Consider the following 23528-nt stretch of genomic DNA (forward strand, 5'->3'; position numbering starts at 1 on the left):
TTTAGAGGAAGTGTAACGAAAATCCTGCAAAGATTTTGGGGAAAATGTGGTTATCTATTTTGCATAACAGGATAGAGGGAGGATTTGGATCATGTCGACAAGTCAAATGCTGAAAGGGAGGGGGAGGCGCAAGTGATGATATCAACAGAAGCGCAGAATTTTTTGTTAAATATGAGAATCTTTTTGGCGGCAAAGGGTGTCAAAAAAAGTGATATCGAGAGTTTTTTAGAAGATGCAGAACTACACTTAATTGAAGGTGAGAATGATGGGAAAAGTGTAGAGGATATTTTCGGAAGCTCACCGAAAGTATATGTAAATGAGCTTGTTCGGATAGGGGTTATAAAATTAGCTATTTTATTTGTTCTTGTAATGATTCATACAAAATTAGAGACAAGAAAAGTGAATATATAGGATCGCCCTTTCTTTGTGGCTGGTATTGGGCATATAGACTGGAATATTTTATTTTAAACAGTAACGAATGGGTTACTGTTTTTCTTTGTGTAATAAAGAACTTTGTAAAGATAATGCTCGCTGTTCTTTTGTTAATAAAGAATCAATGTGTACTTGATCAGGACGAGGTACGATTGGATACATGAGATTTGTGGAAGAAGGGTGATGTTCAGAGCCGGTTTGCGAGTGAGGGTCAGCATGTGTAAGTTTCCCTTCTATACGTCGTGTGAATAAAATATGACCAATTTCATGAGCAAGCGTATATATATTTTTCATAGGAGAAGCGGCGTTAGTAAGGATGATATAACCTGTGAGGATTTGGTTTATAACAAATGAATAGGCACATGCAATTACGGACTGCTCTTTAAAATAATCGCTTCCAATATAACAAATATAAATATCACAATTTGGAACTTGTGATGAGCAAGTGTTAAAAAAAGAAGAAACTTTTGGTTGGATTTGGATAGAATCAATATAACTAATTTCACCATCGTGAAATCTAAATGATTCATTTAGTATAATAACGTCTTTAATTTGAAATGAAATTGGCTGCCATATTGATTCGGCGACTGCTAAGTCTTTTGCAATACGGTCGTCTGTAATATCGGAGCCTGGAGTAATGCAAATACATATATTTACGTATGGATCCATTAGAAACACCTCAAATGGAAAACAGTCTATTGCTATACTGTATGTGACGGGAAAGTACTATGTATGGATACAAACCCTATAAAGGGATGTATTTTAATAAATTGAAAAAAATCCAATATGTATATAAATTGAGAGAAGGTACATTGGTGTAATTTGTTTATTGATAACTGTTTTTTTGACTGACAAGCAAAATATAGATTAATGCCGAGCGGAATATAAGAATGAGTAAAAGAAGTCGGAAAATATTCATAGTTTAATTACATTATATGTTATTTATTCTGCTATAGTAAAAGAAAAGGGGGAGAATGTATGTATACATTAAAAATTGTATCAGACCGAGAAGCTGTTTACCAGTTTGCAAGTTATGTAAAGGTGGTTCAAGGGGTGAAGGATGTATATGTGGAAGTTGGAGAGTCTTTATATGAACATCCACTTATGAAATTTTATGTACAGGTAACGATTGAAGAGACATATGAACAGCAAAAAACATTACAAGAAATCGCTCGGTTAGTAGAATTAGGGCGCTTTACATACGTTCATTATCGAAATGAAGAGATTGAAAAAGCATTTGAAGCAGTTAAATATGAAAGTTTTCGAAAATAAATGTAATGAAAAGGGAGCGAATGCTTCCTTTTTTGTTAGTAGGAATATTTTTTTACATCACACAAAAAAACAAGGAATTTTGCTATGATAAGGAAGGAGAGGAAAGGAGAGTTTATATAATGGGGTATATTGAAGAATTACGAAAATCAGTCGGTACAAGGCCGCTCATTCTTGTAGGAGCAGCTGTGATTATTTTAAACGAAAAACAAGAGGTATTGCTTCAATATCGTTCGGATACATATGATTGGGGTGTACCAGGTGGCGCGATGGAACTAGGAGAAACAACGGAAGAAACGGCTCGACGAGAGCTATTTGAAGAAACTGGGTTAGAAGCGAAGATGTTGCAGTTTCTTGGTGTTCTTTCTGGGAAAGATGTATATTATCGTTATCCAAATGGGGATGAAATTTATAATGTGATTCATCTGTATCAGGCGCATCATGTGAGTGGAGAAATAGAGCTTGATGAAGAAGGATTGGATCTCAAGTATTTTCCTGCTGAAAAGTTGCCAAATTTAAATAAAACAACAGAGAAAATTTTACAAAAATTTTTATATGCGTTAACAGAATAGAAGGGAATATTCCTTCTATTTTTATTATATTAAATATTTTGATTTTTTAGTATGTTCGTAGTATGATAAATATAGATATACATCTTATGCTATTCCATCCAAAAACTTACTAGGGTACATAAGAGAGGGGCAAGTGCAAGATGCATAATGTTGTCATTACAGCTGCAGTTCGTTCGCCAATTGGAACTTTTGGAGGAGCGCTAAAAAATGTAACGCCAGTAGAATTAGCTGTTCCTGTACTTCAGGAAGCTGTAAAAAGAGGCGGAGTGGAACCACATGAAGTTGATGAAGTGATTTTAGGTCATTGTATTCAAAGAACCGATGAGGCAAATACAGCGCGAACAGCTGCATTAGCAGCAGGATTTCCAGATACGGTTACAGGTTATACGATCCAGCGTCAATGTTCTTCAGGTATGCAAGCGATTATGTCAGCGGCAATGCAAATACAATTAGGCGTAAGTGAAGTTGTTGTTGCAGGTGGAGTAGAAGTGATGAGCTCAAGCCCTTATGTATTGAAACAGCACCGCTGGGGACAACGTCTTCAGCACGGAGAAATTCGTGATACGGTGTGGGAAGTTTTAGAAGATCCGTTGCATCATATTATGATGGGCGAAACAGCGGAAAATTTAGTTGAACAATATGAAATTACAAGGGAGGAACAAGATGAAGTTGCGCTGCGTAGCCATCAATTAGCGCTTCAGGCAATTGAATCAGGCTATTTTGATGAGCAAATTGTTCCTATTACAATAAAAGAGCGTAGAAAAGAAGTAGTATTTTCAAAAGATGAACATCCACGTGCAGATATTACAGCAGAAAAATTGGCGGGGCTAAAGCCAGCATTTCGTAAAGGTGGATCAGTAACTGCAGGGAATTCCTCGGGTATTAATGATGGAAGTGCAGTTTTAGTATTAATGAGTGAAGAAAAGGCTAAGGAGAAAGGCTTACAACCATTAGCTAGAATTGTTGGTTATTCTGTAGCTGGGGTAGATCCGAAGATTATGGGGATTGGTCCAGCACCAGCAATTCGTAAAGGTTTAGAGAAAGTAAATTGGTCATTAGAAGATGCTGATTTATTGGAAATCAATGAAGCCTTTGCTGCACAATACTTAGCGGTTGAGAAGGAACTTGGCTTAAATCGTGAGAAAGTAAATGTCAACGGAAGTGGTGTTGGACTTGGACATCCAATTGGTTGCACAGGTGCACGTATTACGGTAAGTTTAATTCACGAATTAAAAAGACGAGGTTTAGAAAAAGGAATTGCATCTCTTTGTGTCGGTGGTGGCATTGGGGTAGCGTTATTTATAGAAGCACTATAAAAAAGAAGGAGCAGCGAGCTGCTTCTTCTTTTTTTTGTATCGACGAGTAATATTACCTTTTGCTTTATGATTGGAACAAATGATGAAACAAGCGATCTCGATTCTCAAAAAAGAGTTTCATCGTTTGATAATGCTCAGTTTCCTCTAGGATTGCTTCTGTGATTCCTTCTTGTGAGAAAGAATATATATTGGACTCTGGATAAGCCATCAAAATAGGAGAGTGAGTTGCGATAATGAATTGTGATCCTTTCTCTGCTAATTCATGCATACGAATGAGCAGAGAAAGCTGCCTCATTGGAGATAAAGCTGCTTCAGGCTCGTCTAAAATATATAAGCTTTGTCCTGCAAAACGGTTCATAAATAAAGAAAAAAATGATTCACCATGTGATTGATTGTGTAAGGAAATACCACCATATGAATCAATAACCTTACCTCCCAAAAATTGTTCAGAATCAATTTCATCGATAGAAAAAAGCCTATATACGTGGTTATAAAAAGTTCTAATAGAATAAGGAGGAAGACAAATATTAGGGACAAAATGATATCACTTCTATTTCCTAAGTATTACATTTGGATTGTGTCATGTAAGTTGTAGATATTCCAATGTCAAAATAAGTATTGCATATCAAGAATCGATATCGTTATGATAGAGGGTGTCTTACATAGAAATATTTTTTTAGTTTCAGAAGGGAGTAACATATGCTGTTTACATTTGCGCATCCTGCTGCTGTCATTCCTTTTTGCAAGAAACAACGATATGTTTCAGTAACAGCGCTAGTATTAGGAAGTATGGTACCCGATTTTGAATATTTTTTGCATTTTCGACCATACGGTGTCACTGGACATACATTTAGGGTTCTTTTATTTGAACTTGCCGCTCGTTTTTAGTCTGGCGTATATGTATCACTATATTTTAAAACGACCATTTATAAAGCATTTACCCCGACCGTTTTCAGTCTACTATCGTTATGTAGCATCTATTCCATGGAGGCTTACTCCAGGGAAAGAAATTTTTGTTTTTCTCTATTCTGCATGATTCGGTATGCTTACACATGTCGTTTGGGATGCGTTTACCCATAAGACGGGTTATTTTTTTATGAATTTACCATCTCTACAACAACGTATATATTCCATGCCGATATATAAATTCATGCAGCACGGGAGTACATGTCTTGTTTTTTTGCTGCTTATATATGTTGTTCTATGGAAACATCGAGATTTTCAAACAAAAGTAAATATAGTTTCAGCAAGAGAGAAAAGGAAATGTTGGGGATGGCCGATGATTAAGGCGTTAGTAGTGTTTACTATGCACGCGTTGCTAGACCCCTATTTTCAAATTTTACAAATAGGGAGTATAATAGTTTCTGGATTTACAAGTGTTTTTTGTGGTCTATTCATTGTTTCCGCAATATACGAAACAAGAGAAGAATCGAGTTAGTATGAATGAGAGTGTTAGGAGTAAGATGATGAAAGTATGGAAAAGTGTTTGTATTTTATGTAGTTCTATCGTTTTGCTAAGCGGTTGTTTTCAAAAGGAAGAAAAAAAAGAAGTAAAGAAAGAATCTATTCCAGAAACAACTGAATACGGTGGCAAGGAATTAAAGAAAGTTGGACAAGTTGTAAAAGAAAAAGGATGGGGAACATTTAAATTAGAAAAGTTAAAACATGTTAATCAAACGTTTGAAGTAGCTCCAATGAAAATTCATGTACAAGATGTAAAGGTTATTGCATTATCACAAATGAGTCAAGATGCAAAAGATACATTGAAAGTATATACAGCATTAAGTCCAGAAGAAGTGCAGCGTAGACTTGGAGACAAAGTCAATCGAGAAGATGCTGAGTTGTACGCTTCGTTAAGTGGAAAAGACATTGGAGATAAAGTGCGTTATGTTGAAATTACATATAAGGTAGAAAATAGTGGAGATAAAGACATGCAGTTTTTCTCTATGAATGATATTACTATTAATGAAACGCAGCAATTTAATGTCCCAAAACAAAACTTTTTATATGAGGAGGATACGCTTGTAGGTACAAAAAGTGTTACAAGAGAAGAGTATAAACCAGGCGAGACGAGGGAAGGGATAATTGGATTAATACTCGAGGATGAGAAAAAAGAGATTAATCAAATCTCATTTACAACAGATGTTCTTGCAACGGGTGATACACATGAAACGGTTACAGAACCGCAAACATTTAACATCTCACTGTCTAAGTGAGATGTTTTTTGTATAGAAAAAGAACAGGAAATTTGTCAAATCAAAGCGAATGTATTATAAAGTGCAAAGGGGGAAGAAAAATGGAAAAAAGATGTTACGAATGCGGTAGTAAGGAGATAGAAAAAGGAACGATAGCACCAGACCAAAAAGGTTATCTTACTTTATTTGCACAGGCAGTCGCAGAGGTAGAAATTTGTAAAAAATGCGGTACTGTTATCGCGATAACAGGGGAACATCCAAGTTATAAAAATCAGCAAATGGACTGAAAAAATATACTATTTTTGGTTCTTGAAATAAACAGCCGTTATTAGGCGTTTGCTGACTGTTTGTTTTGCTCATTTAAATAGGTTTCTACGGTTTGTAATTGTTCAGAAATTCGAAATGCTTCTTTTTGTTCCTGAAATTGTTTCTCATTATAAGGACCAAAACGACGATTGTTGTTCATATCAATAATCCAGTAATGTTCGCTCCGTTTATTTGTAATACTAGATTCTGGGTTATTGGGATCGGATTTTTCTTCAATTTGTTTTGCAATAATATATATATCGTCCCAGGCAATTTCTACAATTTTAGCTGGGACATATTGTGTAGCATATACAGCGTCTTGTTTTGGAAAAAGTTCAAATGCATTTCCGGAAGTATTTATTAGTTCATATTCTTCATTGATGGTGTAAGCTGAATGGCTAGAGTTTGCTGTGCAACCAGTCAAAAGTATAATGGCAATTACGGTCATCAATCGCTTCAATATGAGACCCTCCTTATAAAATGCTTGTGGTAAACATATTGTACAAGAAAAGGAAAAGAAACGCCAATATATGAGTTGTTTACAATGGTTTTTAGAAATGGTACGATGAGACAGGTAAAGAAGGATACAAAGGAGTCGACATAAAATGAAGTTAAAGATGCATCGTCCAGCGGTAGTAATGAATCGCATAGGTGCTTCCATTATCGATATGTTTTTAATCTCGGTTATGTACGGTGCTGTTGTGGCAGTTGTAACGGGGAATTATGGAGCCATTTTCAATCGTTTTAATATAAGCTTAGGTGATTATCGATATGATCTTGCGCTTGTTTTTATATTAATGGCTATCTATTTTATTTTTGTTCCATTTATATGGAATGGCTGTACAATTGGTAAAAAAATAACCCGAACAAGACTTGTATCATTAACAAGTGAAAAGTTAACAATTCAAAGGCTAACAGTACGGTTCTTTGTATTGTTATTACCAAACATATTGTTGCTTGGAATTCCATCTATCTGTAACGTATATATGATGTTGTTCCGTCACGATAATTGTGGGTTCCATGACTTAATTATGAAAACGAAAGTGATGAGTCTCGTTTAAAGAATACTAGGATAGAATGATAAAGAGTTATATTTAGGACGTATTAAAAAAATATATGTACCCTTAAATTTTTACAAAGTTCGATAAATTTAATTGGTATAATGGAGTTCATATAGGGCGGACATCTCCTATAGAGTACCCTCCATATTGATGTAGGATGTGTTAGAAAGTAAGCAAAAGCAAACTTTTAACATATCCTATTTTTTTGTTAATTAGATTGAAAATTAACAAAATGATATAATGAATGAAATAAGTGTGTTATATAACAAGGGGGACGAAATGACAGAAAGTAGCTTAATTTTTGGGAGGATACTTATTTTTATCGGTCTAGCTTTTGATCAATACAATAATAAGAAAAAAGGGAAAACAAATAAGTGAACGTTTACAAATGGGAGTGTTGGCTTTTCCTGCTTGCAGAGCTACGGGCGAAAGGAGTATACTGAATGACGGTAAGACTTACAAAAGGGGTAATGACGATGAAGCTTGCAGGAAAAGTTGCCGTTGTAACTGGCGGTGGCATCGGTATTGGACGTAGTACAGCTCTTTTGTTGGCAGAACAAGGTGCAAAAGTAATTGTGACGGATATTGATCAGGAAAATGGACAAGCCACGGCGGAGGAAATTATAGGTTTAGGTGGTGAAGCACTTTTTGTTACCCATGATATGGCGAAACAAGGAGATTGGCAACGTGTCATTGAAGTTGCTATTGATGCTTATAATCGTATTGATGTGCTCTTTAATAATGCGGGGTTATATAAAATAGATTCTATTTTCTCGCGCCAACAAGAGAACGATTCCAATGCGCTTTGTATTAATGACGTTTGGATAGAAATAAAACAATTGACGTCATCTTTTATGAAACACCAAGAAGAAGTAATGTTAACGGATTTACCTATTTTCGGTATTATTAGTGCAAAAGAACAGTCATTTCATACAGTAGGAACCCTAGTATAATAGTAGGAAACCGCCCAAAATACATATGTGGACGGTTTTTTGTATCTGTATAACGTAAAGAAAAGCGATACTTTAGCGAATACGTATTTCTGTTTTACTATCAAAGAAATGTGCTTTATTCATATCAAATGCAAGTTTAATTTGGTCACCATGTGCAAAAGTATGTCTTGCATCAACGCGCGCTGCAAAATCTTGATTTCCAAGTTTCGTATATAAAATAGATTCTGCGCCTAATAGTTCTGCAACTTCAATTTGAGTTGTAAATGTTGTCCCTTGTGAAGCCTCTAAAAATAAAAGTTCATCATGAATATCTTCTGGACGAATCCCTAGTACCACTTCTTGATTCACATAACCTTGTTCACGTAACAATTTCATTTTGCCTTCAGATACTTTGATTTTTACCTTATCATCTATAACAAAGTCTTGTTCTGTTAATTTACCACGGAAGAAATTCATTGCAGGTGAGCCAATAAATCCACCAACGAAAATATTTTCTGGTGTTTCATATACTTCTTTTGGTGAGCCAATTTGTTGTATTTTTCCGTCTTTCATAACGACAAGGCGTGATGCCATTGTCATTGCTTCTGTTTGATCATGTGTTACATAAATTGTTGTTGTCCCAAGTCTTTGATGTAGTTTAGAAATTTCTGAGCGCATCGCTACACGTAATTTTGCATCTAGATTTGATAGCGGCTCGTCCATTAAGAAAACTTTTGCATCACGGACAATCGCACGACCTAACGCAACACGTTGTCGTTGTCCGCCAGATAAAGCTTTTGGTTTTCGATTTAAATATTCCTCAAGCCCTAAAATCCGAGCTGCATCCGTCACACGACGATCGATTTCGTCTTTTGGTATTTTACGAAGTTTTAAGCCGAATGCCATATTATCATAAACACTCATATGTGGATAGAGCGCATAGTTTTGGAAGACCATTGCGATATCTCGATCTTTTGGAGGAACATCATTCATTACCTTACCATCAATTGAAAATTCCCCTTTTGAAATATCCTCAAGTCCAGCTACCATTCGTAATGTTGTTGATTTTCCACATCCTGATGGACCAACGAATACGATAAATTCTTTATCTTGAATGTGTAAATTAAAGTCTGTTACTGCTGTTACGTTATTATCATAAATTTTATAAATATTTTCTAACTTTAGTTCTGCCATGATTTTTCCCCCTAGAGAAATTGTGCAAACGTTTTCTTTGTGTTCATTATAAACGAATGTATTTGAAAAATAAATAAAAATGATACAAAAAAATAAAACGTTTTCATAAATGGAGGGGGGATATTTAATAAATAAAGCCTCTTCTCTGTGAAAATGGGCTAAATTAAAACAGAAAAATGTAAGCGCTGTTTTCATTTGTTTTAAAATCTGTTATCATTCATTAATGAAAACGTTTGCGCCTGGATTTTTCGATTTAAAAATGAAATGAGGTAGCATGATGGAAAAACAATGGTGGAAAGAAAGTGTTGTATATCAAATTTATCCACGTAGCTTTATGGATAGTAATGGTGATGGAATTGGTGACCTTCGCGGAATCATTTCAAAGCTTGATTATTTACAAAACTTAGGTATAGATGTAATTTGGTTATCACCAGTCTATGAATCTCCCAATGATGATAATGGCTATGATATTAGTGATTATCGTAATATTATGGATGAGTTTGGAACAATGAACGATTGGGACGAATTATTAAGTGAAATGCATCAACGTGATATGAAATTAATGATGGATTTAGTTGTTAACCACACTTCTGATGAACATAATTGGTTCATCGAATCTCGTAAGTCAAAAGATAACCCGTATCGAGATTACTATATTTGGCGTCCTGGGAAAGATGGAAAAGAGCCAAATAACTGGGAAGCGGCTTTTAGTGGATCTGCTTGGCAGTATGATGAAGCGACAGATGAATATTATTTACATTTATTCTCTAAAAAGCAACCAGATTTAAATTGGGATAATGAAATAGTGCGAAAAGATGTTTATGAGATGATGGAGTTTTGGCTTGAAAAAGGAATCGATGGTTTTCGTATGGATGTGATTAATTTTATTTCTAAAACAGAGGGATTACCAACTGTGAAAACGGAGAAAGAAGGTTATGTATCAGGCCATCAATACTTTATGAATGGACCAAATATTCATGCATACTTACATGAAATGAATCAGAAAGTATTGTCGAAATACGATATTATGACTGTTGGTGAAATGCCGGGTGTAACAACAGAGGAGGCTAAACTGTATACAGCTGAAGAGCGTCAAGAATTACAAATGGTATTTCAGTTTGAACATATGGATTTAGATTCTGGAAAAGGAGGAAAATGGGACGTAAAGCCATGCTCACTCTTAACGTTAAAGCGTAATTTAACAAAATGGCAGAAAGCGTTGGAACAAACAGGATGGAATAGTTTGTATTGGAACAATCATGACCAGCCCCGTGTTGTCTCACGTTTTGGTAACGATAAAACATACCGCATAGAATCAGCGAAAATGTTAGCGACGGTACTTCATATGATGAAAGGTACTCCTTATATTTACCAAGGAGAAGAAATTGGGATGACAAATGTTCACTTTGATTCGATTGATGAGTACCGAGATATTGAAACGCTGAATATGTACCGTGAAAAAGTAATAGAGCGTGGTGAAGATGAAGAAAAAGTAATGCAATCGATTTATATAAAAGGACGAGATAATGCTAGAACGCCAATGCAATGGGATGATGGAAAGCACGCTGGATTTACAGCTGGAGAACCATGGATTGCATTAAATTCTAATTATAAAGAAATTAATGTGACACAAGCGTTGCAGGATAAAAATTCTATTTTTTATTACTATAAAAAATTAATTGAACTTCGTAAAAAACATGAAATCATTGTGTATGGAACATATGATTTAATTTTTGAAGACCATCCATCTGTTTTTGCTTATATGCGGACATGGAAAGATGAGAAAGTACTTGTCATTGCGAACTTTACTGAGAATGAGTGTGTATTTGAAATGCCAGAAGAGGTAAATTATAATAGTTCAGAATTATTGATACACAATTATGATGTACAAAATGAAACAATTAAGAGTATCGATTTACAGCCATATGAAGCGAGGGTATACAAGTTAAAATAATGAAAAGCCTTGAGTCAGAAATGACACAAGGCTTTTATATTTTACCATTTCAAAATTGAAAATCCATATGGTGGAAGTGCAACCTGTAATGAGTCTGCTTCTGCTGAAAATTCTTCGTTTGTATATAAATTTATAATTTTTTTACCGGCGATATCAAAAGGTATAGGAGCTGAAATCTCTTGGTTTGTTGGATTTAAAACAAAAAATATCGTTTCTTCTCCGTATATTTTCGTATAAGAAATGTAACCTTGTTCATCGTTTGCTTCAATACATTGGAATAATCCATGTCCACCAAATGCTTTATATTGTCTTCGTAATGAAATTAATGTTTGTATATGCTTAAATAATACTGTATCTTGCTTATCTTCATCCCAGACCATACATTTCCGGCACCCAGGATCCATTCCGCCATCCATACCGATTTCATCACCGTAATAAACGCATGGTGAACCGATGAAAGAAAGATGGAATACATAAAGTAGTTTTACTTTATTTTTATTTCCTTTACAGGTTGTTAAAACTCTCGGTGTATCATGACTGTCTAATAGATGAAAAGCAGCTTCGTTTACGTTCATGGAATAAGAGTGAAGAGAAGCTGTAATTTGTTCCATAAATTCACTTGCCCCAATTGTTTCGTTTGCAAAGTAAGAAAGCAGGGCATTTGTAACAGGATAGCTCATGACGGCATCGAATTGATCACCTTGTAACCATGGCTGAGCATCATGCCAAATCTCTCCTAAAATATAGACTTCAGGGTTAATTGCTTTTATTTCACTACGGAATTCTCTCCAAAAGCTATGATCAACTTCGTTTGCTACATCGAGGCGCCAGCCATCAATGTGAAACTCTCGCACCCAATAACGCCCTACTTTGAGTAAGTATTCTTTTACATCTGGATGGGCTGTATTTAATTTAGGCATATATGGTGTAAAGGCGAAGGTATCGTAGTTCGGAAGTGGCTCTGTTACAATTGGAAATTCGTGAATATGAAACCAGTTGGTATAGCGAGATTGCTTTCCTTTTTTGAGAACATCTTGAAATTTATCAAAGAAATATCCGCTATGATTAAAAACGGCATCTAGCATTACTTTTATACCTCGCTTGTGGCAGGCGTTAACAAGTTTTTTAAAAGTTTCCTTCGTCCCAAATTGCGGATCAATTTCCATGTAATCAATTGTGTCATATTTGTGATTAGAGTGTGCTGTAAAGATGGGAGTGAAGTAAATTCCGGAAATACCAAGCTTTACAAGATAATCAAGGTGCTGGATAACTCCAGCGAAATCTCCACCAAAAAAGTTAGTAGTTGTTGGATCAGTGCTCCCCCAAGGAAGAGTATCTGCTGGATTACATGAAGGATCTCCATTAGCAAAACGTTCTGGGAAAATTTGGTACCACACTGTATCTTTTATCCATGAAGGAGTTCTAGAAACATCCTGTTCATGAATAAATGGAAAGCAAAAAAAGTTGCCAACATCATCATTAGGTGTTTCAGGGAAAAAGCCGCGTTCTGTATAGACGATCGTTTCCGTATTATTTTTTAGTTCAAATCCATATCGTAAGCGCTTAAAGTTCGGTTCGATTGAAACGAACCAATAATCAAATAAATCTGTTGAGCCGCTTTTTTTCATCGGTATGTTTGCTGTGATCCATTTCCCATCTTGCCATTCATAAGGATCGCCATGAATGAGTGAGGCGATATCTACATCATTTTTTTTTGTACGCAATCGAATATGGAGCGTTTTTTCATCGTAAGCGTATGCGTAATTATCTTTCGGTCTATGGTATATTGCTTCTTTAAACATATAGAAAATCCCCCTTTGATATCTCTATAAATAATAATATATTGCAAACGATTGCTTTTTATATAACTTCAATATTGCTTATAAGGGTAGTATTCATTTTACATAAAGTCAATGGATATAAAGAAAGACTTCATAAATTTTTTGAAAAATACATAAAGAAAATATTTGCAAAATATATAAAAGAATGTATAATGATAGACAAATAGCGCAAACGTTTTCATAGATTGGAAGATTGTTTGCGCTTCTATAAAACTTGTAAGTGCAAACGTTTTCATTTTAGTCGATTATTACATATATAACTTAGGGAGGTTTTGAGGGTGAAGAAAGCATTATCATTATTAACAGTTTCAGCTTTGACAATTGGTATGTTATCGGCATGTGGTCCGAAAGATTCAGGGAAAAAGGAAGCGAGTAAAGAGAAGAAAGATTATGACCTTCTTGTTTGGGAAGATCTTAAAAAAGGTCCTGCATTAGAACCAGCGGTAAAGAGCTTTGAAAAGAAATATAACGTGAAAGTAAAAGTGGCTGAAATTCAAATGACGGATCAAACAAAAAAACTACGTCTCGATGGTCCAGCAGGTACAGGTCCTGACGTTGTAACATTACCGCATGATCATATTGGAAATGTTGTTACTGAAGGTTTAATTGATGAAGTAAAAGTTGATGATGCTGTGAAGAGCAAATTTACGGACTTATCTATAGAAGCTCAAACATATAAAGGGAAATTATATGGTTTGCCAAAGGCGATCGAAACACCTGTATTTATTTATAATAAAAAGCTTATGCCAAAGGCACCAGAAACAATGGATGAATTATATAATTTCTCGAAAGATTTCACAAAAGATGGTAAGTACGGATTTTTAGCACTAGGAGATAATTTATATTTTGCAAATGCATTTATGGCTGGTATGGGAGGATATATATTTGGTGAGAAAGATGGAAAACCGAATACAGCCGATATCGGATTAAATAGTAGTGGCGCGGTACAAGGGATGGAATATATTCAAAAATGGTACAAGGAGAACTTGTTCCCAAAAGGTATTATTGGTGAATCTGGTGGGGCAGCTGCAGATGGATTGTTTAATGAAGGAAAAGCTGCATCCATTATGAATGGTCCATGGGCATTTCAAGCTATGGAGAAAAACGGAATTGATTATGGTGTAGCACCGATGCCAAAATTACCAAATGGTCAACCGATGAAAACTTTTGTTGGTGTAAAAGGTTGGCATGTAACAAGCTTTTCAAAAAATAAAGATTTAGCAACGAAATTTGTTGATTGGGTAACAAATGAAGAAAATGCAAAAATTCGTTATGAAAAATCAAAAGAAATTCCGCCTGTAAAATCATTAATGGAAGATCCAATGATTAAAGACAGTGAAGCTGCAAAAGCAATAACGAAACAGGCTGAGACAGGTATTCCAATGCCGAATATTCCAGAAATGCAAGAAGTATGGGAGCCTGCAAGATTTGCATTAGAGTTACTTGCAGCTGGAAAACAAGAACCAAAACCAGCACTTGATGAAGCTGTGAAACAAATTAAAGGAAATATTGAAGCAAACCATAGTAAGCAAAAATAAGACGGAATTCGTATCTCTTATAAAGAAGGGATACGAATTCTCCTCCTTCCAAGGGGAAGAAAAAAGGGGGAAGAAATATGCAAGCATCCATTGAACCAATGCAAGAGGTAAATGGTTCAAAACACCGCAAAACAGCCGCGATGTTGTCAATCATTCCAGGTATAGGTCAAATATACAATAAACAATATGTAAAAGCTCTTATCTTTCTTGTATTAACAGGTTCATTTATCGTAGCATTTGCGGATTTGTTAAATATGGGATTGTGGGGAATTGTTACGCTTGGTACAGAGGTTCCTCGGGATCATTCTATCTTTCTATTAGTAAAAGGTATTTTAGCACTAATTGTTATTGCATTTGGACTAGGAATATATGCTTTTAATTTATATGATGCTTATCAAAATGGGAAAAAACGTGATATAGGAATACCGTTAAATTCTGTGAAAGAACAATACCGTAATTTATTAGATCAAGGTTTTCCATATTTGATGGTTTCTCCAGGATTTCTGTTATTAATTTTTGTAGTTGTGTTTCCAATTATTTTCGTATTCTTAATTGGATTTACAAACTATGATTTATATCATTCACCACCTGCGAAACTAGTAGAGTGGGTTAGTTTTAAAAACTTTGTTGATATTTTCACTTTACCAATGTGGAGAGATACATTTTTAAGCGTATTCTCTTGGACTGTGATTTGGACATTTGTTGCAACGACATTGCAAGTAGCACTTGGTATTTTCTTAGCAATATTAGTGAATCAGCCTGGTATTAAAGGGAAAGCAGTGATTCGTACAATCTTTATTTTACCGTGGGCAGTTCCAGCATTCGTATCCATTCTTGTCTTTGCTGGTATGTTCAATGAATCATTTGGAGCAATTAATAATCAAGTGTTAGCATTATTTGGGATTGAAAAAATTGCTTGGATGACAGATCCGTTTTGGGCAAAAATCGCTTTGATTTTTATTCAAACATGGCTTGGTTTCCCATTTATTTTTGCAATGGCAACAGGAATACTGCAATCGATTCCAGGAGAATTGTATGAAGCAGCTACAGTAGATGGGGCAACTGCATGGCAACAATTTCAAAAAATTACATTGCCGCTTGTTTTGTATGCAACAGCGCCAGTCTTAATTACACAATATACGTTTAACTTTAATAATTTCAGTATTATTTATCTATTTAATGGCGGGGGGCCTGCTGTTTCAGGACAAAATGCAGGTGGAACAGATATTTTAATTTCCTGGATCTATAAATTAACAATGACATCAGCGCAATACGGAAAAGCAGCGGCACTTACGATGATTTTATCGTTAATTGTTATTTCAGTGGCGTTATGGCAATTTAAAAGAACAAAATCATTCCAAGAAGAGGATATGATGTAAATGAATATAAAACGACAGAAGATGTTACGTCTTTCATTAAGTTATTTCGTCATTTTCATAATGTGTGTCATTATTTTCTATCCATTATTATGGATTGTTGGCTCATCGTTTAATCCAGGAGATAGTTTATCAGGATCAAGTATTATTCCGAAAAATGCAACGCTAGATCATTATCGAGACCTACTTAATCTTGATAAGAGTAATTATTTACTTTGGTATAAAAATACACTGAAAGTCAGTGTATTAACGATGATTTTCTCGGTACTATCCATTAGTTTCACTGCTTATGCTTTTTCAAGGTATCGTTTTGTCGGAAGAAAGAATGGATTATTAACGTTTCTAATTCTACAAATGATACCGAACTTCTCAGCGTTAATCGCACTCTATGTATTAGCGCAGTTGACTGGATTAATTGATACACATCTTGCATTAATTTTAATTTATGTCGGTGGAGCAATTCCGATGAATACGTGGCTTATGAAAGGATATTTTGATACGATTCCAAAAGAATTAGATGAGTCGGCTCGTATGGACGGAGCAGGGCACTTCCGTATTTTCTGGCAAATTATTATGCCGCTCGCAAAACCAATTGTGGCAGTTGTAGCTTTATTTACGTTTATCGGTCCGTTTACAGATTTTATTTTAGCAAGCATCATTTTACGCACACCAGAGAATTATACGTTAGCGGTTGGGTTATATGAAATGGTAGCGAAAAAATTTGGTAATGAATTTACAACATTTGCAGCGGGTTCGGTATTAATTGCTATACCGATTTCAATTTTGTTCTTATCATTGCAAAAATATTTTATTTCTGGTTTAACAGCTGGAGGTACGAAAGGATGAAAATGGGACATTATGTCCCATTTCTCTTTTTAGGGAGAATTTCGATTCATATGACATTGTAAGGGGAAAGATGTGAAAAAAATAGTATATTATAGTATAGGAAAATAAGCTTGTATCCCTTACAATACATGAAGAGGGAGAATATTAGTTTACATTAATATAATTTTTTGAGGAATGAAATAAAGTAATGGCGGCTTTCGTTTTCTCCTACTACCTGTAGAACTGCAGGATAAAAATAGATATGAATGAAGAATTAGAAGAGAGGAGGAGATTTTATGACAGTTACAATTAAAGATGTAGCGAAAAAGGCAAATGTTGCACCTTCCACTGTGTCTCGTGTAATTGCTGATAATCCAAGTATAAGTGAAAAAACAAAGCGCCGTGTCCGTAAAGTAATGAGCGAACTAGGGTATCATCCAAATTTAAATGCGAGAAGCCTTGCGAATCAAACAACAAAAACAATCGGTCTTGTTATGCCGAGTTCTGCAAGTAAAGCATTTCAAAATCCATTTTTCCCAGAAGTAATTCGAGGGATTAGCTCGTTTGCACATGTCGAAGGTTATGCGTTGTATATGTCAACTGGTGAAACAGAAGAGGAGATTTTTAATGGCGTTGTGAAGATGGTACAGGGTCGTCAAATCGGCGGAATTATTCTTCTTTATTCACGTGAGAACGATCGTATTATTCAATATTTACATGAACAAAATTTCCCATTTGTTTTAATTGGAAAACCATACGAAAGAAAAGATGAAATTACATATGTAGATAATGATAACTATACAGCTGCAAGAGAAGTAGCGGAATACTTAATTTCACTTGGACATAAACAGATAGCGTTTATTGGCGGTGGTTCTGATTTACTTGTTACGAAAGATCGTTTAGCTGGAATGAGCGATGCTTTAAAACTAGCTGACATTATGTTGCCAGATGAATATATTTTACATTTTGATTTTTCAAGAGAGGGTGGTCAGCAGGCTGTAGAAGAGTTAATGGGACTTGAAAAGCCGCCGACGGCAATTATGGCAACAGATGATTTAATCGGTCTTGGGGTGTTAAGTGCGCTTGCCAAAAAAGGGCTTGCCGTACCAAAAGATGTTTCAATCGTGAGCTTTAATAATGCTTTATTATCTGAAATTGCGAGCCCACCGCTTACAACTGTTGATGTAAATATTTATCAATTAGGGTATGAGGCTGCAAAAGCGTTAGTTGATAAGGTGGAGCATTCCGAATCCACTTCAAAATGCATTATTATTCCGCATAAATTACTGAAGCGCCAAACTTGTGATCATGATGCGTAAAAAGCTAAGAGTGTTATCTCTTAGCTTTTTGTTTTAAAAATTCTTCTAAACGATCGCAGCCTTCTTTTAGTGTTTCCATACTATAAGCGTATGAAAGACGAATATACCCTTCACCATACTCTGAAAATGCTGTTCCCGGAACAACAGCGAGTCTAGCTTCTTTAACAAGATCAATGGCAAAATCAAATGATGAGGATGTAAGATTTCCAACGTATGGGAATAAATAAAAGGCACCAGTTGGCTTCTCAACAGTTAAGCCCATTTGAATCAGTCTGTTGTATACGTAATCACGGCGTTTTTTATATTGATGACGCATCATTCGCGGTGCATCTTTTGCTGCTGTTAACGCTTCGATTGCAGCGTATTGTGCGATTGAAGTTGCACATGTAACGTTGTATTGATGAACTTTCAAAATATGCCCTGCTAAATAGCTTGGAGCAAATAAAAGACCGATGCGCCAGCCTGTCATTGAATGTGATTTTGATAGTCCATTAATGACGATTGTTTTATCACGCATTTCTGGAAAATGAGCGATGGATGTATGACTATCTTCATATACAAGCTCGCTATAAATTTCATCAGAAAGAACGAAAATGTTTTTATCTTTTAAAACAGATACAATATCTGTTAGTTCTTCTTTTGACAGTGTAACACCAGTCGGATTAGAAGGATAAGGTAAAACGATGCATCTTGTTTGATCTGTAATTGCATTTTGAATCGCTTCTGCTGTTAATCGAAATCCAGTTTCACGAACATCTACAAACACAGGGATTGCCCCGCACAGTCTAATAATGGGTTCATAGCCTGGATAAATAGGAGCTGGTAAAATAACTTCTGTTCCAGGTTCTAAAATAGTACGAAATGTAACATCGATCGCTTCACTAGCACCGATTGTAACGATGGTTTCGTTTTCAGGTGAATAGTGTAAATCGTAATTTTCCTTTAGAAAATGACAAGCTGCATTGCGTAATTCTAATAGGCCGGCGTTGTGTGTATAGCTCGTATAGTTTTCTGTAATCGCTCGTTTAGCAGCTTCTTTGACTAAAGAAGGAGTTGGAAAATCAGGTTGTCCAATTGTTAAAGAAATGAGATTATCATAGTTTTGAATCATATTAGAGAATTGACGAATACCAGAAATTTGGATATCCTTCACTCTAGGATTAATGAATTGTTCCATTTTGTCTCCCTTTCTTCCGCTTACAAAATTTCTTTTATTTTATCATAAATTTTATATTTTCGCTTTGGAGCGCAAAAAAAAAAGCCGCTTAAAGCGACTTTTTAATACCCATATTCCCAATCTATTTCATCTTCATTCCAAAGAACTGAAGACACTTTTCCAAGGTGTACCACAGATTCATTCACAGCGCATGTGCAATTTTCTTCCCCAGCTTTGTCTTGCAATTCTTCGTATACTGATTTATCCACATTTTCGAGAACGACCAAATTCTCCTCTTTTAAAACAAGCGTAGTTCCTGTCATAGTTATCATCCTCCTACTAAAATAATAATCACTTCTTTGTACACGTAGATAGTATGGATTATATGCTGTATGTTATTATAGTTGTCTGTTTATTGGACTATGTTTTATTTTATTTGTTAACCCGTATTCATTGTATACTGCATCATGGTAGTTTGGTACAGGGTTTACAATCATTTCGGAAAGTTGTAACATTTCTTAACGTTTATTCACAAATAATTTACAAATACGTTAAGAAAAATCTAAATTTTAAAACAAAAGCAACTGTAAAATGATATAATCATATCAAAATACATATAGGGGATGAGAGGCTATGGAGCTAATTCGTGACTTAATGATCCAAGTCGCGATCATTATTTTGCCACTGTTTTTATATGAAGCGATTCGTCTAAACCGTTATCAAGATATGCTTCCAAAGCCCAATCGCTATTTTATTATGTTCTTATCTAGTATTACGCTTGTTCTCTCTATGACGTATCCGATTTGTTTTGTCGATGTTTGTAGTTACAATTTCCATGCGATTCCGATTATGAGTGCTTTTTTGTATGGTGGGATTGTAGGGATTATCCCAGCTTGTATTTTTATTGTATACGAATGGTTTTTGAATGGTTTACAGTGGTTTCGGGTAATAGAAGTTTTATGTCTTGCAATCATTCCTTTCCTGCTATCAAAAAAGTGGCCTGTTTTTCCGAGAGAAAAAAAACTTATTGTGGCCCTTATTATTTCATCTTTGTATGTTCTTGTCGGTTTAGTGTGTAGTATGTTTGGGATTTTACTGAGAGTAGGCTTTACGCCACCTATGTCGCATTTATATAGTGGATACATATTTGCTTCCTTTATTATGGTTATGACAATGGTATTTCAAGTGTATTTAACAGAGTATTTAAATGAAAATGCATTGTTACGTACAGAAATGCAAAAATCTGAAAAGTTAAACATTGTAAGCGAGCTAGCGGCAAGTGTAGCACATGAGGTGCGAAATCCCCTCACAGTTGTTCGGGGGTTTATTCAGCTATTAGAAAGTACAGAAGATATGAAGAATAAGGACTATATGCGTCTTGTACTAGCTGAGCTTGATCGAGCCGAACAAATTATTTCGGATTACTTAAATTTAGCTAGGCCGCAAATTGAAAAAAAGGAACATATATGTTTATCAGCGCAGCTCATAGAAATGACTACTTTAATGTCTTCATTTGCAGCTATGCAAGGCGTTTATTTACAAGTTGAAATTTCTGAGAACCTTTATACAATTGGTGATAAGACAAAGTTAAAGCAAGCAATTATGAACATCGTTAAAAATGGAATTGAAGCGATTCAAGAAAACAAAGGGTATTTAAAAGTAACCGCCATTCAAAAAGATGATGTGATTATAGTGCGAGTAAAAGATAGTGGCGTTGGAATGACGAAAGAACAGCTAGCAAGGCTTGGACAACCGTATTATTCATTAAAAGAAAAAGGAACGGGCCTAGGGCTTATGGTTACCTTTAGTATTTTACAAGCACATAATGGTATGCTGGAATATAAAAGCGAGAGTGGAAAAGGAACGGAAGCAATTATTACATTACCAGCAGTTAGAAATAAGGAATAAAAGTTACCGATATAAGGTAACTTTTATATTTATCTATATAAATTCAAGTTGAAAAAACGACATAAACTCCTTCATTTTAGTTGGGAGAGAGGATCCAGCCATGCATAGAAGCAGTCAGAGCCTTTTCCTGCCCCATGCCAAATAAAAATAGAAAGAGAAAACAACTAACGGTTACTTTTTCTGCTTCGCGTGAGCGACTTATATGTCGAAAAACTAAAATAGATTTATATACGTGAAAATGAAAGGCTTATAAAGCTTCTACCTTGGATGATGAAAAGCTAACGATGAAGGTTTTCTTTTATTCATTTGTTTTTTCTGGTTTGACTCGAATAAATAAATTTTTAAATGATTGAAATAAGCTTTGCTCCTTTGAGGCGGCGATTAGTCGTTTTGTTTCTTGAATTTCACGAATGACTTGCATAAGCTGTGCATCTCGATTGTTGTCTTTATTGTAAACGTGATTGACAAGCTTGTTCATTTTTTCTTCTTGCTTTGATTCACGCTTATACATATGATTCATCAATAAGTCCATTTTTTCTTTTTGTAGGGCATCTGTTTGAGCTGCGTGATCAATAAGCTCTTGCAGCATTTCTTCTTGTGTACCTTCTTTTACATAAACTTGTTGCATTAATTCATCTAGTTTTTCATCTTTTAAGCGGTTTTGTGTAATTAAGGTAGAGTTTTGATGAATAATTGCTTCGTTTAATTGGGCGAGCATCTCAAGTTTTAACATGAATTCTTCAAAGTTTCGGTCTTCTTCTTTCGCATGTACTTCTTGATTTTGTTTTAACATCGGTACAGGTGGACTGTCTTTTTCTTTTAAAATGATAGGAATTGTTTCTGTAATATCTTCTTGCAGTGTGGCTGCTCGTTCGTGAATTGATTTTAAAAGCTTCATATCATCCATTTTATATATACGAGCATCAGCGGTTTTTGCAATCATATAACCATGTTGTTCTAAAAGTTGACTATATTTTCGAACTATGTGTTTCGGGATTCCTGTTTTATTTGTAACATCCTTCGTTTTATATGTCGCCTCCATAACATTTCCTCCCCAAAAAGTATCGTATATACAAATTCCATCTTTTATTTAGACTTCCTTTGAAAAAGAATGTCGGAAGTCTAGAAGTTTTCTACATGATTAGCAAAAAGTTGCATAAAAATGAATGTTTTTGGCGTAAAGGGGAGGAAGGGATAAAATAATGTCTGAAAACATATATGGAGGAAGTTTGTTATAATAGCCTAGGAAAAGAAATTGGGTCGAAAAACGGAGGTACATATATGAAACAATTAAAAGGCATTATCATTTCAATTATTGCTATTCTTTCTATTTTAGTTGCTGTCTATGAAGCGTTTATACCAGCAGAACCAAAGAGTAAGAAAGAAGTTACATATGATCAAGTTCTAGAATTTCCAAAAGAACGTTATCCAGAGACGGGGAAACATATTGCAGATGCGATTAAAGAAGGGCATTCTAAAGTATGTACGATTGATAGAAGTGGTGCAGCTGATAGAAGAAAGTTGTCTCTAGCTCCATATCCAGCAAAAAAAGGGTACGATCGTGATGAATGGCCAATGGCAATGTGCAAAGAAGGTGGAAAAGATGCGCATATTGAATATATTAACCCTGCTGATAATAGAGGCGCAGGTTCATGGGTGGGAAATAAGCTAGATAAGTACCCAGATGGGACACGTGTGAAGTTTGAGGTTAAGTAGTAGAAGGGAATGGTGCTTGTGGAATTAACAATTTCCTACTCACAATTAATCGTGATGAATTATGATGGGGAACAGCCTTATGTAGACTGGACGAATGAAGATTTTGAGAGAGGATACGCTGAAGCAGAAGGAGTAATTATTTTTGAGGCACTTTCTGATTATACGTGTGAAATCAAAGCAACAGTTGGGAAGCGTATTGAGAAAGAAGAGACAATGAGAACGATATCAGTCCCTTTTAGGGTGGGGGACGAAGGAGTTTTTGTAAGGAGTATTTTTTCTGACAAATTTCCTATTTCAATTCCAAAAGGTGATTATCTGTTGGTACTACAAGCAATACCGCTTGAGGAACCAACAGATGATGAATTGTACAAGATACAATATGAATTGTTTTTTGAAGAGAAAGAGTAAAAAAAGCTACGGTATCGTGGCTTTTTCTTTTAAACTTCGTTACAATGAAGAACGGAAGAAGGTGTAAATATACGCCAAGTTTGCGGCGTAATCTTATCGTTTATTGGATCGGCTGCTTTTCAAAATCGTGCGGATTAAGTTTGGTTATTCTATTTATGTCTCTTTATATAGAAGAACTAGGAATTGATGATGTGAATAAATTAGCGTAAT

At 35.2% G+C, this 23528-nt stretch carries 24 protein-coding genes and 3 pseudogenes; 19 read left to right on the forward strand and 8 right to left on the reverse strand.

What is annotated here, in order from left to right; translation table 11 throughout:
- Positions 1-135 precede the first annotated feature (135 nt).
- Positions 136-333, forward strand: a pseudogene (locus ACM6HU_RS08390) (hypothetical protein); the annotation flags it as partial.
- Positions 334-483: 150 nt separating this feature from the next.
- Here the strand turns inward: ACM6HU_RS08390 and ACM6HU_RS08395 are convergent.
- On the reverse strand, positions 484-1101 hold the full coding sequence (locus tag ACM6HU_RS08395) for an ImmA/IrrE family metallo-endopeptidase (protein WP_016116123.1): 618 nt from the start codon (positions 1099-1101) through the stop codon (positions 484-486).
- Positions 1102-1410: 309 nt separating this feature from the next.
- On the opposite strand from ACM6HU_RS08395, the gene ACM6HU_RS08400 reads away from it, so the two are divergent.
- From ACM6HU_RS08400 to ACM6HU_RS08410, 3 genes are all read left to right on the forward strand, one after another.
- Positions 1411-1704 carry a DUF3928 family protein gene (locus ACM6HU_RS08400; protein WP_003199881.1) on the forward strand — a complete coding sequence of 98 codons (294 nt, stop codon included), beginning with the start codon at positions 1411-1413 and terminating at the stop codon, positions 1702-1704.
- 119 nt (positions 1705-1823) lie between these two features.
- On the forward strand, positions 1824-2273 hold the full coding sequence (locus ACM6HU_RS08405; protein ID WP_016116122.1) for an NUDIX hydrolase: 450 nt from the start codon (positions 1824-1826) through the stop codon (positions 2271-2273).
- A 140-nt stretch (positions 2274-2413) separates the two neighbouring features.
- Entirely contained in the window at positions 2414-3589 is a 1176-nt protein-coding gene (locus ACM6HU_RS08410; protein ID WP_016133233.1) for an acetyl-CoA C-acetyltransferase, read from the forward strand.
- 64 nt (positions 3590-3653) lie between these two features.
- Here ACM6HU_RS08410 and ACM6HU_RS08415 read toward each other — a convergent pair.
- A pseudogene (locus ACM6HU_RS08415) lies at positions 3654-4055 on the reverse strand (AAA family ATPase); the annotation flags it as partial.
- A gap of 233 nt (positions 4056-4288) precedes the next feature.
- Between ACM6HU_RS08415 and ACM6HU_RS08420 the strand changes: the two are divergent.
- From ACM6HU_RS08420 to ACM6HU_RS08430, 3 genes and pseudogenes are all read left to right on the forward strand, one after another.
- Positions 4289-5027 (forward strand): annotated as a pseudogene (locus tag ACM6HU_RS08420) (DUF4184 family protein).
- Between the two features lie 25 nt (positions 5028-5052).
- Complete coding sequence (locus ACM6HU_RS08425; RefSeq protein ID WP_033671444.1) at positions 5053-5805, forward strand: hypothetical protein; 753 nt, start codon at positions 5053-5055, stop codon at positions 5803-5805.
- A gap of 80 nt (positions 5806-5885) precedes the next feature.
- On the forward strand, positions 5886-6071 hold the full coding sequence (locus tag ACM6HU_RS08430; protein ID WP_016116117.1) for a hypothetical protein: 186 nt from the start codon (positions 5886-5888) through the stop codon (positions 6069-6071).
- A gap of 41 nt (positions 6072-6112) precedes the next feature.
- On the opposite strand, the gene ACM6HU_RS08435 is transcribed toward ACM6HU_RS08430, so the two are convergent.
- Positions 6113-6538 (reverse strand): DUF3997 domain-containing protein, encoded by a 426-nt coding sequence (locus ACM6HU_RS08435; protein ID WP_371388635.1) that lies wholly within the window; start codon positions 6536-6538, stop codon positions 6113-6115.
- Between the two features lie 157 nt (positions 6539-6695).
- Between ACM6HU_RS08435 and ACM6HU_RS08440 the strand changes: the two genes are divergently transcribed.
- The 3 genes from ACM6HU_RS08440 to ACM6HU_RS08450 all read left to right on the forward strand — a co-directional run bounded on the left by ACM6HU_RS08440 (position 6696) and on the right by ACM6HU_RS08450 (position 8104).
- Positions 6696-7151: an RDD family protein gene (locus ACM6HU_RS08440; RefSeq protein ID WP_016116115.1), complete on the forward strand. Its 456-nt coding sequence runs from the start codon at positions 6696-6698 to the stop codon at positions 7149-7151.
- A 279-nt stretch (positions 7152-7430) separates the two neighbouring features.
- On the forward strand, positions 7431-7529 hold the full coding sequence (locus tag ACM6HU_RS08445) for a hypothetical protein (RefSeq protein ID WP_016133232.1): 99 nt from the start codon (positions 7431-7433) through the stop codon (positions 7527-7529).
- Positions 7530-7594: 65 nt separating this feature from the next.
- Positions 7595-8104 (forward strand): SDR family NAD(P)-dependent oxidoreductase, encoded by a 510-nt coding sequence (locus ACM6HU_RS08450; RefSeq protein WP_016133231.1) that lies wholly within the window; start codon positions 7595-7597, stop codon positions 8102-8104.
- A 72-nt stretch (positions 8105-8176) separates the two neighbouring features.
- On the opposite strand, the gene ACM6HU_RS08455 is transcribed toward ACM6HU_RS08450, so the two are convergent.
- Entirely contained in the window at positions 8177-9277 is a 1101-nt protein-coding gene (locus tag ACM6HU_RS08455) for an ABC transporter ATP-binding protein (RefSeq protein ID WP_016116112.1), read from the reverse strand.
- Between the two features lie 277 nt (positions 9278-9554).
- Between ACM6HU_RS08455 and ACM6HU_RS08460 the strand changes: the two genes are divergently transcribed.
- Positions 9555-11231: a glycoside hydrolase family 13 protein gene (locus tag ACM6HU_RS08460; protein WP_016116111.1), complete on the forward strand. Its 1677-nt coding sequence runs from the start codon at positions 9555-9557 to the stop codon at positions 11229-11231.
- A gap of 41 nt (positions 11232-11272) precedes the next feature.
- Here ACM6HU_RS08460 and ACM6HU_RS08465 read toward each other — a convergent pair whose 3' ends face one another.
- The gene (locus ACM6HU_RS08465; RefSeq protein ID WP_016116110.1) at positions 11273-13033 is read right to left on the reverse strand and encodes an alpha-glycosidase; all 1761 of its coding nucleotides are present in this window, start codon (positions 13031-13033) and stop codon (positions 11273-11275) included.
- Positions 13034-13350: 317 nt separating this feature from the next.
- On the opposite strand from ACM6HU_RS08465, the gene ACM6HU_RS08470 reads away from it, so the two are divergent.
- From ACM6HU_RS08470 to malR, 4 genes are all read left to right on the forward strand, one after another.
- Positions 13351-14610 (forward strand): extracellular solute-binding protein, encoded by a 1260-nt coding sequence (locus ACM6HU_RS08470; RefSeq protein ID WP_003199894.1) that lies wholly within the window; start codon positions 13351-13353, stop codon positions 14608-14610.
- Between the two features lie 77 nt (positions 14611-14687).
- Positions 14688-15989: a sugar ABC transporter permease gene (locus tag ACM6HU_RS08475; RefSeq protein ID WP_016116109.1), complete on the forward strand. Its 1302-nt coding sequence runs from the start codon at positions 14688-14690 to the stop codon at positions 15987-15989.
- Positions 15990-16832 (forward strand): maltosaccharide ABC transporter permease MalD, encoded by an 843-nt coding sequence (gene malD / locus ACM6HU_RS08480; RefSeq protein ID WP_016116108.1) that lies wholly within the window; start codon positions 15990-15992, stop codon positions 16830-16832. It abuts the gene before it with no gap.
- A 275-nt stretch (positions 16833-17107) separates the two neighbouring features.
- A complete protein-coding gene (gene malR, locus ACM6HU_RS08485) occupies positions 17108-18130 on the forward strand; it encodes a maltose operon transcriptional repressor MalR (RefSeq protein ID WP_016116107.1) in 1023 nt (340 codons plus the stop codon).
- A gap of 13 nt (positions 18131-18143) precedes the next feature.
- Here malR and ACM6HU_RS08490 read toward each other — a convergent pair whose 3' ends face one another.
- Together ACM6HU_RS08490 and ACM6HU_RS08495 are read right to left on the reverse strand one after the other, a co-directional pair.
- The gene (locus ACM6HU_RS08490) at positions 18144-19307 is read right to left on the reverse strand and encodes an aminotransferase A (RefSeq protein WP_003199898.1); all 1164 of its coding nucleotides are present in this window, start codon (positions 19305-19307) and stop codon (positions 18144-18146) included.
- A 101-nt stretch (positions 19308-19408) separates the two neighbouring features.
- Complete coding sequence (locus ACM6HU_RS08495; RefSeq protein WP_003199899.1) at positions 19409-19609, reverse strand: hypothetical protein; 201 nt, start codon at positions 19607-19609, stop codon at positions 19409-19411.
- 310 nt (positions 19610-19919) lie between these two features.
- On the opposite strand from ACM6HU_RS08495, the gene ACM6HU_RS08500 reads away from it, so the two are divergent.
- The gene (locus ACM6HU_RS08500) at positions 19920-21194 is read left to right on the forward strand and encodes a sensor histidine kinase (protein ID WP_016116106.1); all 1275 of its coding nucleotides are present in this window, start codon (positions 19920-19922) and stop codon (positions 21192-21194) included.
- 298 nt (positions 21195-21492) lie between these two features.
- Here ACM6HU_RS08500 and ACM6HU_RS08505 read toward each other — a convergent pair whose 3' ends face one another.
- On the reverse strand, positions 21493-22236 hold the full coding sequence (locus tag ACM6HU_RS08505; RefSeq protein ID WP_003199901.1) for a DUF3967 domain-containing protein: 744 nt from the start codon (positions 22234-22236) through the stop codon (positions 21493-21495).
- 239 nt (positions 22237-22475) lie between these two features.
- Here ACM6HU_RS08505 and nucA point away from each other — a divergent pair, with 239 nt between their 5' ends.
- The 3 genes from nucA to ACM6HU_RS08520 are packed head-to-tail and all read left to right on the forward strand — an operon-like array spanning position 22476 to position 23527.
- Positions 22476-22910 (forward strand): DNA-entry nuclease, encoded by a 435-nt coding sequence (gene nucA / locus ACM6HU_RS08510; protein ID WP_016116105.1) that lies wholly within the window; start codon positions 22476-22478, stop codon positions 22908-22910.
- An 18-nt stretch (positions 22911-22928) separates the two neighbouring features.
- Complete coding sequence (gene comJ, locus ACM6HU_RS08515; protein WP_033671489.1) at positions 22929-23318, forward strand: competence protein ComJ; 390 nt, start codon at positions 22929-22931, stop codon at positions 23316-23318.
- A 44-nt stretch (positions 23319-23362) separates the two neighbouring features.
- Positions 23363-23527, forward strand: a complete 165-nt coding sequence (locus ACM6HU_RS08520) for an MFS transporter (protein WP_077293850.1) — start codon at positions 23363-23365, stop codon at positions 23525-23527.
- Position 23528 lies beyond the last annotated feature (1 nt).

The organism is Bacillus sp. IT-79MI2, assembly GCF_949768135.1.
In the GTDB taxonomy this organism is placed as follows: Bacteria; Bacillota; Bacilli; order Bacillales; family Bacillaceae_G; genus Bacillus_A; species Bacillus_A pseudomycoides.